The organism is [Phormidium] sp. LEGE 05292 (genome assembly GCF_015207735.1).
Classification (GTDB): domain Bacteria; phylum Cyanobacteriota; class Cyanobacteriia; order Cyanobacteriales; family Aerosakkonemataceae; genus Floridanema.
Genome location: NZ_JADEWG010000168.1, coordinates 1 through 12,664 on the forward strand (window position 1 = coordinate 1; position 12,664 = coordinate 12,664).

The window sequence follows — 12,664 nt, forward strand, 5'->3', positions numbered from 1 at the left end:
TCTTAGCCCCCCTAAAAGATCCCCCCTCCGCCCCCCTTAATAAGGGGGGAACCAGCGGAAGCTTCGCTATTAACATCACGGGGGTTGGGGGGATCAAAACCTAGTAATCACAGTCTTAGATCCGCCCTAACCCCCCTTACTCAAGGGGGGAACTCCAAAAGAATTAATAACTAGTCACTTGCGTTAAATCTGTTCATCTTGGTCAGACTTTCTCAGTCCCTAGTCTCCAGTCCCCAATCCCTACAACAATCCTACTAAATGCAATGGCCCATGACCGCTGATTAACTCAATTAATAAAGCAATCAAACCAAGCATTGCTAACCGTCCATTCCAAACTTCTGCCGAAGGAGTCAGACCCCATTCCCAACGTTCTTGGGGGTACATCTTCACTTGCTTCTTCATTTGAGTGACTTCGGAAAGCTGCACGTTGGGAGAGTTGAGAGCATTAACTACCAAATCTGCTAAAGCTTTAATAAATACTGGGTGAGTATTCAAAGCTGGAACTCGACGGAAATTATGAATTCCTGCTTCTTCAGCTATTTCTCGATATTCGATGTCTATTTCTTGCAGGGTTTCTATGTGTTCAGAAACAAAGCTAATGGGTACTACTAATAAATTTTGTACGCCTTCGTTAGCTAGTTTTTGAATGGCATCTTCTGTGTAAGGTTTGAGCCATTCCACAGGGCCAACCCGACTTTGATATGCTAAAACGTGGGGATTTGGGCGATTTAAGGTTTGCATGATTAAATCTGTGCATTCCTCAATTTCTTTCTGATAGGGATCGCCTGCTTCTTCCACATAGCTAACGGGGACACCGTGAGCACTAAAGAAAATGGTAACTTCGTCAGGGTGGGAAAATTGGTCAAGTTCCTGAGCTATTAACTGCGCCATTGCTTGTAAATAACCAGGTTGCTCATACCAGGAACGAACTACAGTGTAATTAATTCGGTTTAATGAAGGGTCTTCTTGCCAAAGTTTTTCTAAAAGACGGAAGCTAGAGCCGCTGGTGCTGATGGAAAATTGGGGATAAAGCGGTAGGATTACTAAGTTGTCGATGCGATCGCGCTTAATTTTAGCAATTGCTTCCTCAGTAAAGGGATGCCAATAACGCATCCCGATATAAATACCTACAGGATCTCCTTTTTCCTTTAACTGTTCTTCTAACGCTACTGCTTGAGCTTCCGTAACTTGACGTAAAGGAGAACCTCCACCGATCGCCAGGTAGTTTTCTTGTGATCTTTTGGAGCGTAAAGTAGAAATTAGCCATGCCAGAGGTTTTTGCAACCAGGGAAAAGGCAAGCGAATAATTTCCGGGTCAGAGAACAGGTTAAAAAGAAAAGGTCGGACATCATCAATTTGCTCTGGCCCACCTAAATTAAGTAGTAATACCCCAGTACGCCCCATAACGATTACAAGTTTTCTAATGTTTTCATATTTGTTACCGATTTTAACAATATATCGCTTTAATTGTTTCAGTTAGCAACAATAAATACACAATTTAGCAGGAGAAAGGATTTTGGCAACTATTTTACGCAGCTGGAGTTACCAGTATCAATGGCTTTACGATGCTGTTTCTCGAATCGCAGCTTTAAGTGTGGGTGGAGAAGGGCAATTTCGTCAATTAGCTTTACAAGGTCTAAGTATTAACTCACAGACAAAAATTTTAGATCTTTGTTGTGGTAGCGGTCAAGCTACTCAGGTTTTGGTGCAATATTCCCAAAATGTGATAGCGTTGGACGCTTCTCCTTTGTCTTTACAACGTGCCAAAAATAATGTCCCGGAAGCTGAATATGTGGAAGCTTTTGCTGAAGATATGCCTTTTGCCGATAATAGTTTTGATTTGGTGCATACGAGTGTGGCAATGCACGAAATGAAACCCCAACAATTAAGACAAATTTTTCAACAAGTTTATCGAGTGTTAAAACCAGGGGGAATTTTTACTTTGGTAGACTTTCATGCTCCTACAAATCCACTATTTTGGCCTGGGATATCTATATTTATGTGGTTGTTTGAAACGGAAACTGCTTGGGAATTAATTAATACTGATTTGCTTGGGTTGTTGCGTTCTTTTGATTTTCAGGAGTTGCAGCAACTTTTGTATGCAGGGGGAAGTTTACAGGTAATTCAAGTTAAGAAATGAATAAAGGTAAGGGTTAAATATGACTCAAGAGTTAATTGATTTTAAGAAATGGCATTGTGGAAGGACGTTACACCGATGCTTTGGCAATAGTAGATGAATTAGAAGGAATAAAACGACTTTCTACCCATACAAATTCCCTAACCAATCATTAGCAGCTTTTGGCGATCGCAATTCCACAACTTCCAAATGCGAATATTCCGGTTGAGCAAATAAAATCGGATATTCTTTTCGTCTTCTGCTATATGTCTGAAGCGCCCATAATAAAATAGAATCTCGACTCAAAAAAGCTTTTTGTAAGGTTTCGCGGTTGCCACTCCAAAGTTCTTTTTGTGTTAAACTACGTTCAAATGTCCGCCACAATAATCGCGTCAAAATTACTGACAAAGAGTAATTTAGCCAAACAATAGTATCAGCCTTTACCCAAATAATATTGCGTATTTGGCTATAATTACCATCAACTACCCAGCGATCGCTAGAAATAGCTTTTAATACCCGTTCTTGAAAAATACAATCGGGCGCTTCCACCCAATTCGGTTCCCAGTGAAGTGCATCTAATTCAATATGAGGAATTGCAAGGCGTTGGGCAATTTTTTTGGCTAAAGTAGTTTTACCAGTTCCACTTGTACCAATTACAGAAATGCGCTGAGGATACATAGTTTTTACGGTTTTCTTTGACCTCTAGAAGGAGCGATTTTTGCTTCTAATGCTTGGATTCGTTCCTTTAATTCGATTACTAGAGTAGCTAATCTTTGAAACATTGGATCTGATGATAAAGTAGATGTGCTACCCCGATAGGGGACTGTTTGGGAAGTAGGGGAACGAACAGGGGCGCTTAAATTAGGTCTGGATGAAGTTCTACCCTGGAATTGATTTAATTGTGATTCTAGACGGCTAATTTGCGATCGCACTTGAAAGTTTTCGGCTTCTAATCTAGAAAGACGAGATTCTAGACCTGATGATACTTGAGCTTTGACCTGAACAGGTATAATTATCAATACTAAGACCAGGATTAAGCAAAGTAGGCGAAATTTGTTTATCATTTTATTTGCTCCTAAAAATCAAAACACCCTTTATCTATTCTAAGAAATCCACATGACTAGATCCGATCAACTCAATCGTTTTGACCGTCAGCTATGGAATCGATTTATCGCGATCGCACAGCCTTACTGGTATCCTACTTCTGGTAGAATTAGCGGAACTTTTTTGATTCTCCTAGCACTTTTGTTAGTATTTCTCACAGCAGTTTTGTTCGTCGCAGTAGCCGCTGTTAGCTTAGGTAGTCAGTATATCTTTCCCAAATTTTTTAATAGCATTGCTCCCGGTTTAGCCCAAAACATTACTAAGCTGATCGATTCTCCAGCAATTCTCGTTATTGTTGCTGCATTAGTAGCACCAAGTATTGTTTTCTTCATCTATCGACGGAATTTAATACCCCGTTGGCGACCTTGGGCTCTGTTATCAGTACTGCTCTTACTTGCCTTTTCCGTCAGTGGTTTAAATGTAATTATTAGCTATGTGGCAAGATTTTTCCAAACTGCTTTAGCACAAAAAGACCAAGCAACTTATTGGCGATTTTTGTTTGTTTATGCCAGTGTTTTTGTAGTAGGTACACCGATTGTAGTTTACTATTCTTATGTACAAGAAAAACTAGGCGTAAATTGGCGAGATTGGCTCACAAATCGCTTTTTAGATGATTACTTTTCCGATCACGCTTATTATGACATCAACAATAACAGCAAAATTGATAACCCTGACCAAAGAATCACTGAAGACATTCGCTCTTTTACTCGGACTTCCCTTTCTTTCTTACTAATTATTCTCAGTTCAATTATCGATTTAATTGCTTTTACAGGTGTACTTTGGACAATCTCTGTACCTTTGGTTTTCGTGTTAATTTTGTACGCTGCATTTGGGACAATTGGTACAATTTTAATTGGGAAGCGGTTGATAGGAATTAACTTCAATCAACTGCGACGAGAAGCAGATTTCCGTTATGGTTTAGTTCATGTCCGTGATAACGCAGAATCGATCGCATTTTATCGAGGAGAAGCTCAAGAATCTTCTGCTATAAAACAGAGATTTGTTGAGGTGTTGCGTAATTTTAATATTTTGATTGGCTGGCAAAGAAATTTGGGTTTCTTTACTACAAGTTACAACTATTTTGTGGTTATTGTACCTGCTTTAGTAGTTGCTCCCAGATACTTCGCTGGAGAAATAGATTTCGGTGCAATTACTCAAGCAAGTATGGCTTTTGGTCAGGTTTTATCTGCTTTATCTGTAATCGTTACTCAGTTTGAATCATTGAGTGCTTTTGCTGCTGGTGTGAATCGTTTAAGCGAATTTGAAGAAGCAATGATTACACATACAAAAGAACGTCCCGAAGGCGCAACTACAATTGACATGACAGTTAATTCTCATTTAGCTTTAGAGCACGTTACTTTGGAAACTCCGAACTATCAGAAAATATTGGTAAAAGATTTGTCGTTAGATGTTGAACCTGGGGAAGGTTTATTAATTATGGGACGCAGTGGTGCGGGGAAAAGTTCTTTACTAAGAGCAATTGCTGGTTTGTGGAACTCTGGTACAGGAAAATTAGTGCGTCCTCAACTGGAAGAAATGCTATTTTTACCGCAACGTCCTTACATGATTCTTGGTACTTTGCGCGATCAATTGTTGTATCCTTTCACTAGTCGAGAAATTAGCGAAAATAAACTGCGGGAAGTGTTAATTAAAGTTAATTTAGCTGACTTACCAGAAAGAGTTGGCGGGTTTGATGCTGAATTAGATTGGTCAACAGTTCTTTCATTAGGAGAACAACAGCGTTTAGCTTTCGCTAGGTTGTTATTAACTGCACCTCGTTACGCAATTTTAGATGAAGCTACTAGTGCTTTAGATTTGAAAAACGAGGCTGAACTTTACAAACAAATACGCACTGGTAAAACAACGTTTGTAAGCGTAGGACATCGCGCCAGCTTGTTAGCTTTTCACCAAAAAGTTTTAGAACTTGATGGCGCGGAAGGTTGGCGAATTCTATCAGCAGAAGAGTATGCTACTCAAGAAAGTTAATTTGATTTGATGTTAAAATAGGAGCGATCGCATTTTGCAGAAAAATTGCGATCGCTCTTTCCAGACTCGTCTGTAGTGTCAATTTAAAATCCCATGACTCAAGAACTAATAGATTTAAGAAAAAGCATACTTGAGGGACGTTACATAGATGCTTTGGCAATTGTTGATGAATTAGAGGGAATGAGCAAGCAAGCAATTCTGCGAAATATTCAATCATATTTAAAAATTCTGTTGATTCATTTGATTAAAAATCAAGTCGAACAAAGATTAACTAATTCCTGGGCTAATTCAATTCGTAACTCAATTAGAGAAATTAAAAAACTAAATTTGCAAGATAATAAAACATCTTATTATATCAAAATAGATGAGTGGGAATCGACGCTAGAAGAAGAATTTGAAGAAGCTATTCGCGAGGCTAGCTTGGAAGCTTTTAACGGTATCTACAATGAATTTGAATTTACTGAAATGGTGGACAAAGTACAAGTAATCCAATTAGCGGAAAGATTACTAACTTTGACATATACTTATTCAATTAAAGAATTACCTGCAATAGTGGCAGATAATTTAATTCAACTTCCAGGTGGTGAAGATTGGAAAGCAGGAAGGAGGTAATTAAGAGTGTGAACCAAGAAAAAACCAATTTCACAGAACAGGCAGTAAACAAGTTTATTGAGTTTGTTTTGTCCCGATTTATAGATGCAGAACGTCTGCAAGTTAGGATAAAATCTAATCTCAAACAATTAAAACGTGGGGAACTGGATGCACTGACTATTCAAATGTCTAATTTTCTGATGCAACCTAACTTAAGAATTGCAGAATTTCAGTTAGATATTGGTGCTTCCGCTGTTAATATGCAAAGGGTAATTCACCGCAAAATAGAGTTATTACATCCTTCAGAAGGTAAACTCAAAATTATAATATCAGAAGAACAATTAGCTGCGGTACTTAATAGCGAATTAACAAATTCATTCAGCGATAAACAAGATGAAATTCAATTTCAACAGGTTAGTTGTGATTTAAGAACAGAAGGCGCGATCGCATTTCATTTTAACTGGCTTTTGGCAGGAAAAATTAAATCTGGAACTTGTATTACGAGTCCCAAAATAGAATCAAATAGTAATGAAATTGTTCTGATTAAACAAAATGTTGTAGGTCAAGAACCACCAACGGATTTGGTGGATTATGCGATCGCAAAAGTAACCGATATTTTGAGCCTCAACGATCTTGGTCATCGTGGCACAACTTTTAATATCCAACAAATTCAGATTGCAGCAGGTAAAGTTACAGTAGAAGCTGATGCCAATATTGAACAATTTCCATCAGGATAATTAAGTAAAGACGTTTCATGAAACCTCTCTACTTTCTTTTTTAGAAACATATACTCAGGTCTTACAGCAGGGGAGGTAGAACCTCCCAAATCTCGTTCCCAGGTTCAACCTGGGAACGAGAAAACTAGGAAATGCGATCGATCTTTCATGGGTTAATAATTCTGTGCATATCCAAAACTGGTGGTGCAATTTCTGTTTGAGTTAGCATATCGTGAATTTGTCCGCGATGATGAGTTTGATGATTAAAAAAGTGAGTAATTAACAACTCAACCGGATCTTCATACAACTTTCCTTGATTATTGACATATTTAATCGTACCTTTGATAAACTCCTCTGTTAAACCAGCAGCAAAATTTTCAATCCGCCGATCTTCTAATCTTCTGACTGCACTTAGTTCCGCAAAATCTTCATATAAAATCGCATCCAGTCCAGTCGAGGGGATTTTTTCACCTGCAAAGCGCGTTAACCAAATGCGATCGCCCACCATAATATGATTCAGCGTACCATGAATGCTTTTGAAAAATGCAGGTCTGGCTCGCTTACGTTCAGCATCAGAAAGCAACGCACAAGCGTCGTAGATGCGGCGATTTGCCAGAGTATTGTAACGCGCCAGCATTTGGAAGTGTTTTTGTAACATATTGTTATTTAGTAAAAAAATACACAGGATTTATTGAAAAAGTTTATTAAAATTCCATAATTTAATAAATAGCCATTGACTGTCAAAATACTTTCCTTGTATTATACGTAAAAATACTGTGTAATCTAGGCTACTGAAAAGTTTAAACTGTGATTAGCGAAGCGGTTGGTAAACATATCAATCGCCTAAAAAGGACGTTTGACAATGATACATTGGTTGACAACATTATCTATCCACACTGTTTTCTTGTATAATTTTTTACTAGGAAATATTTACTTGGAATCAAGTCAAGGCATAAATTATTACTTGCAGCAACTTAATGCGCTACCAGCGATCGAAAACATCAGTAGCGCAGATATTTTATTTAAAGATAGTAAATTAGAAAAATTTCAGCGATTTTCGGAAGTAGTCAGAGACACAAATAAATTAGAAGGTTTATTCACCATTTATCGCAGTTTAGAAGAGGATCAAATTTACTTAGAAATTCAGTCAGAACAGTTAAATAAAAACTATTTAGGTACAGTAACATTAGAATCAGGAATTGGCGAAAGTGGTATTTATAGCGGACTTGCTTTGCAAGACTTTATTTTCTACTTTCGTCGCGTCAATAACCGCATCCATTTTGTAATTCGTAACGTCAATTTTCGCGCCAATTCCGGCGAACCAGAACAAAAAGCATTAACTCGTTCATTTAGCGACTCAGTGCTTTATGCAGTTCCCATAGTTAGCATTTCTCATCATAGAAAAAGCATTTTAATTAATTTGGCTGACTTGTTAATGCAAGATTTTGCCGGACTAACTCCCCTATTAAAAAATTCTTTATTGACTGATTATCAGTTATCAGAAAATACTTCATATTTTGGCACAATTAACAACTTTTTTGAAAACTTAGAAATAAATTCAATTTACAACTTTTCGGCTCATCAGGGAGCAAATTTAATTACTTTACCTGATAGCAGAGCACTGACTCTCAAAGTGCATTATAGCTTATCCCAATTACCAGAAAATAATGGTTATATTCCCCGAATTGCTGACGAGAGAGTAGGATATTTTATCACTGCATATCAAGATTTATCAAATTATAATAGCTCCGAATCTTTTGTACGTTATATTAACCGTTGGCATTTAGAACCATCCGTGACTGATGCAGCTTTGTCTCCGCCGAAAAAGCCGATCGTATTTTGGATTGAAAACGCTGTACCTTTGGAATATCGAGAAGCGATTCGTGAAGGTGTTTTAATGTGGAATAAAGCATTTGAAAAAGCAGGATTTCTCAATGCTATTCAAGTGCGACAAATGCCAGATGATGCCGATTGGCATCCCGCAGATGTGCGTTACAACACGATTCGTTGGTTTAATTCGATCGATGCTTTTTTTGCTAAAGCACCAACAAGAGTTAACCCCTTAACTGGAGAAATATTAGATGCGGATATTATTGTAGATGCTAATATGGTGCGTTCTTTGCAACCAGAATATCGCACTCTAATAGAAGGAAGCTCAAATAAAATCAATCAATTCTTTTCCGTAAATAATCAAAATTCTTGTAAAAATACCAATCATGAAACCGAAGTTAAAGCAGATGATAATTGTTATGGGATCGAATCTTCATTACAAGCATCTATTGGCGCAACAGCACTGTCAATGTTACAAAATGCAGAGTTAAATAAGGATAAAATGCAGCAATATGTGCATCAATATTTGCGTTCTTTAATTGCTCACGAAGTAGGTCACGCTTTAGGTTTGCGGCACAACTTTCATGGTAGTACCATGTTATCACCTCACGAATTAAATAATACCGAAATAACTCATTCTAAAGGTTTAGTTAGTTCAGTAATGGATTACTTACCTGTGAATTTAGCACCGCAAGGAATAGCCCAAGGTGATTATTTTCCTGCTACAATTGGCCCTTATGATGAATGGGCAATTATGTATGGTTATAAACCTAGTAATTTTGAGTCGATTGAGGCAATTATTCCTGAAGCTGAAAAACAGTTTTTAGAGCAAATAGTTGGAAGTTCACAGCAACCAGAATTAGCTTATGCTACTGATGAGGATATCTGGGATATTAATCCTAATGCTAATGTTTGGGATATGAGTAATGATGTGTTGCTGTATTCTCAATGGCAAATGGATAATGCTCGTTTTATGTGGGAGAAACTTGACAAACCTGATTCTATAAAAGAAGAAAATTTAAGTCATTTAAGAACGGTTTTTGATAAAATATTAATCTACTATTTGCGTAATGCTAATTTAATTGCAGATTACATTGGTGGGCAAACTTTTAGACGAAACTATGCTTTAAATGTAAATAACTGGGTGTTTGTACCTACAAATTTAGCAAAACAACGTGAAGCTTTAGCTAGATTAAATGAGTATGTGTTTGCTAAAGATGCGTTTAATTTTTCGCCGCAGTTACTCAATCAGTTAGCACCTTCTCGCTGGAATCATTGGGGAAACTATGTACCTATAAACCGCCTTGATTATCCAATTCACGATCGCATTTTACGGTTGCAAAGTACGATTTTGCGATCGCTCTTAGATGGCGATCGTTTACATCGTTTATTAGACATAGAACTGAAAACTTTACCAGGGGAAGCATTGACTATCCCCGAACTGTTTGACACACTGCAAAATAGTATTTGGACAGAAATTTTAGGAATTGAACAACTAAAATCAATTTCTAGTATTCGCCGTTCTTTACAAAGAGAACACTTAGATATTTTGCTGGGAATGGTGTTAAGACAAACAAATGTTCCCGAAGATGGAAGAACATTAGCTTGGTATGAATTAAAACAATTACAAAAAGCCCTGTCTGCGAAATTAAAAAAATCAGGGGAACAGCTTGATATTTATACAATTGCTCATTTGGAGGAAATTAGCGATCGCATTACCAAAACCTTAAACGCTTCTTTGTTATCTCGGTAACGCCTCACAATTCCGTGCAGCAGACAGATACAAATAATTCATCGATCGCACTCAACGCGCTAAAGTACAATGTAACCAACTTACTTTGAGGTAAGCAACAATGGGTAAAGGAAGGTTAGAAGCATTCAGCGATGGAGTGATCGCCATTCTCATCACCATTATGGTGCTGGAATTGAAAGTTCCTCATGAAGCTAACTTAGTAGCGTTGCGTCCGCTAATTCCCATATTTTTGAGCTACGTTCTTAGTTTTATATATCTGGGTATTTATTGGAACAATCACCATCACTTGTTACAAGCAGTTCGACAAGTTAATGGTAATGTTTTGTGGGCTAATCTGCATCTACTGTTTTGGTTGTCACTTGTTCCCTTCGTCACTGCATGGACTGGCGAGAACAATTTTGCCGCTTTCCCAGTTGCCTTTTATGGCATTGTACTTTTGTGTGCTGCGATCGCTTATTACATTTTGAGTCGGACTCTAATTGCTCATCATGGCAAAGATTCTACTTTAGCAATAGCAATTGGGCGAGACTTTAAAGGCAAGATATCAGTGGTAATTTATGCCTTGGGAATTGCACTTTCCTTTGTTAATTCATGGTTGGCTTTCACATTATATGTTTTAGTTGCAATTATGTGGCTGATTCCCGATCGCCGCATTGAAAAAACCCTGACTTCGTGAAAAATGCGGTTCCCAAAATACGCTTCCCCTGCTCACTTCCTTAAGAATAGCCTAAAGCTACATAACGTAAGTTGCTAGTTATAAGCCCAGACGTTTTAGATCCCCCTAAATCCCCCTTACAAAGGGGGACTTTGAATCCGGTTCCCCCCTTTTTAAGGGGGGTTAGGGGGGATCTAACCGACAATCTATGACCAGATTAGTCAGCACTTTAACTAGTTTCAATCCCTGATAGGGATTAGTTGAAATTGCAATGTACTTTTTGGGCTACAAGTAGATTTTTATGGAATTTTGTTTCAATCCCTGATAGGGATTAGTTGAAATTGCAATCAGACATCTCAAAATCTACTCCCGTGCTGTAACGGTTTCAATCCCTGATAGGGATTAGTTGAAATTGCAATATTCTATTATTTTTAGTACGAATCAGCCAATTCTTATGTTTCAATCCCTGATAGGGATTAATTGAAATTGCAATTTCAATTAATCCCCAACTATGGGGAAATTGCAATTTCATCGTCATCCGATGTCGCTGACAGTAGTCAGCAAACTTTTCAAATCAGCCCCCAACTATGGGGAAATTGCAATTAGCGAGAGAATGAGGCTGCGAACAGCGGATTCAATTTTCAAATCAGTCCCCAACTATGGGGAAATTGCAATTGTGAAACGGACAAATCAATGTCCGGCAACAGAGGTTTCAAATCAGTCCCCAAGTATGGGGAAATTGCAATTTGACCGGAGCGCTACCGTCAATCGATCGAGCCGGAAGTTTCAAATCAGTCCCCAAGTATGGGGAAATTGCAATTCATGCCATCTGCAAAGATATCCGCCTGATAACCGATTTCAAATCAGTCCCCAAGTATGGGGAAATTGCAATTAGTAGCGTGGAAAAGATGAAGTAATAATCTTTGGAATTTCAAATCAGTCCCCAAGTATGGGGAAATTGCAATTGGGGCGGAACGGAACGGCGCTACACACGATATCGATTCATTTCAAATCAGTCCCCAAGTATGGGGAAATTGCAATTTTAATTTGGGCAAAAAAAGCATTTGAATTTAATCCCATTTCAAATCAGTCCCCAAGTATGGGGAAATTGCAATAATAACTCCTTCTTCTAACGCTGAGTCCAACTGTTATTTCAAATCAGTCCCCAAGTATGGGGAAATTGCAATTTGGAGCGGGGCAGTGGGAAATCACCCACCATGAAGATTTCAAATCAGTCCCCAAGTATGGGGAAATTGCAATTAATCAACCATTTAAGAAAGTCTGGCAAGACATCCTTTTCAAATCAGTCCCCAAGTATGGGGAAATTGCAATTCTTACCACTTTGCAGTCCTGCTTCGTCTAAGTCATTTTCAAATCAGTCCCCAAGTATGGGGAAATTGCAATTGTCGATTGTCGAATGTGCTAGTGTTTTCTCCTTATTTTCAAATCAGTCCCCAAGTATGGGGAAATTGCAATTTTAAGGGAATTTTGACTGCTGTCAATTTGGCGATTTTTTCAAATCAGTCCCCAAGTATGGGGAAATTGCAATTGACAAACTCTCAGAAACCTTACGATATTTAATTTTCGAGGTACACTTGCGCGAATCCAATATCAAAATACCGTTTTAGCCAAAGACTTGTCAAGCCGAAAAAATGTCAAAAAAAGTAAACCCAGACACAGAAAGCATTTCCGACATTGCGCGGAACCCTTTACCGCTACCAAATGACTCAAACCCTTACCCCATAAAAATCACAGCCGAAAAAAACCACATTCCCAAAAAAACACCTAGCCATCCGCGCTACATCTTCAAAATAACCAAAAGTAAAGGGTAAAAGGTAAAAAGTAAACGAAAGAGAGTTTTAATTTTGAGCTCTGAACCAAAAACTGTTCCTGCCCCTCTGCCCCTCTGCCCC

The 12,664-nt window shown here is 38.1% G+C and carries 10 protein-coding genes and 1 CRISPR repeat array; of the genes, 6 read left to right on the forward strand and 4 right to left on the reverse strand.

Going from position 1 to position 12,664, the window contains the following annotated elements:
* Positions 1-240: 240 nt before the first annotated feature.
* Positions 241-1,404 (reverse strand): ferrochelatase, encoded by a 1,164-nt coding sequence (gene hemH / locus IQ264_RS27810; RefSeq protein ID WP_193985059.1) that lies wholly within the window; start codon positions 1,402-1,404, stop codon positions 241-243.
* Positions 1,405-1,516: 112 nt separating this feature from the next.
* On the opposite strand from hemH, the gene IQ264_RS27815 reads away from it, so the two are divergent.
* Positions 1,517-2,140, forward strand: a complete 624-nt coding sequence (locus tag IQ264_RS27815) for a class I SAM-dependent methyltransferase (RefSeq protein WP_193985061.1) — start codon at positions 1,517-1,519, stop codon at positions 2,138-2,140.
* 120 nt (positions 2,141-2,260) lie between these two features.
* Here the strand turns inward: IQ264_RS27815 and IQ264_RS27820 are convergent, their stop codons facing one another.
* The gene (locus IQ264_RS27820) at positions 2,261-2,794 is read right to left on the reverse strand and encodes an AAA family ATPase (RefSeq protein WP_193985063.1); all 534 of its coding nucleotides are present in this window, start codon (positions 2,792-2,794) and stop codon (positions 2,261-2,263) included.
* Positions 2,795-2,799: 5 nt separating this feature from the next.
* Positions 2,800-3,180, reverse strand: coding sequence for a hypothetical protein (locus IQ264_RS27825; protein WP_193985065.1), 381 nt, complete (start codon positions 3,178-3,180; stop codon positions 2,800-2,802).
* A gap of 52 nt (positions 3,181-3,232) precedes the next feature.
* Between IQ264_RS27825 and IQ264_RS27830 the strand changes: the two genes are divergently transcribed.
* The 3 genes from IQ264_RS27830 (at position 3,233) to IQ264_RS27840 (ending at position 6,534) form a co-directional block, all read left to right on the forward strand.
* Positions 3,233-5,206: an ABC transporter ATP-binding protein/permease gene (locus IQ264_RS27830; protein WP_193985067.1), complete on the forward strand. Its 1,974-nt coding sequence runs from the start codon at positions 3,233-3,235 to the stop codon at positions 5,204-5,206.
* Positions 5,207-5,299: 93 nt separating this feature from the next.
* Positions 5,300-5,818 carry a DUF29 family protein gene (locus tag IQ264_RS27835; protein WP_193985070.1) on the forward strand — a complete coding sequence of 173 codons (519 nt, stop codon included), beginning with the start codon at positions 5,300-5,302 and terminating at the stop codon, positions 5,816-5,818.
* An 8-nt stretch (positions 5,819-5,826) separates the two neighbouring features.
* Complete coding sequence (locus IQ264_RS27840; protein WP_193985072.1) at positions 5,827-6,534, forward strand: DUF2993 domain-containing protein; 708 nt, start codon at positions 5,827-5,829, stop codon at positions 6,532-6,534.
* A gap of 145 nt (positions 6,535-6,679) precedes the next feature.
* Here IQ264_RS27840 and IQ264_RS27845 read toward each other — a convergent pair whose 3' ends face one another.
* The gene (locus IQ264_RS27845) at positions 6,680-7,171 is read right to left on the reverse strand and encodes a DinB family protein (protein WP_193985074.1); all 492 of its coding nucleotides are present in this window, start codon (positions 7,169-7,171) and stop codon (positions 6,680-6,682) included.
* Between the two features lie 204 nt (positions 7,172-7,375).
* On the opposite strand from IQ264_RS27845, the gene IQ264_RS27850 reads away from it, so the two are divergent.
* Positions 7,376-10,096 carry a zinc-dependent metalloprotease gene (locus IQ264_RS27850; protein ID WP_193985076.1) on the forward strand — a complete coding sequence of 907 codons (2,721 nt, stop codon included), beginning with the start codon at positions 7,376-7,378 and terminating at the stop codon, positions 10,094-10,096.
* A 100-nt stretch (positions 10,097-10,196) separates the two neighbouring features.
* The gene (locus tag IQ264_RS27855) at positions 10,197-10,772 is read left to right on the forward strand and encodes a TMEM175 family protein (protein WP_193985079.1); all 576 of its coding nucleotides are present in this window, start codon (positions 10,197-10,199) and stop codon (positions 10,770-10,772) included.
* A 469-nt stretch (positions 10,773-11,241) separates the two neighbouring features.
* Positions 11,242-12,301: direct repeats of the CRISPR family, unit length 38 nt; unit sequence ATTTCAAATCAGTCCCCAAGTATGGGGAAATTGCAATT.
* The last annotated feature ends 363 nt before the right edge of the window (positions 12,302-12,664 follow it).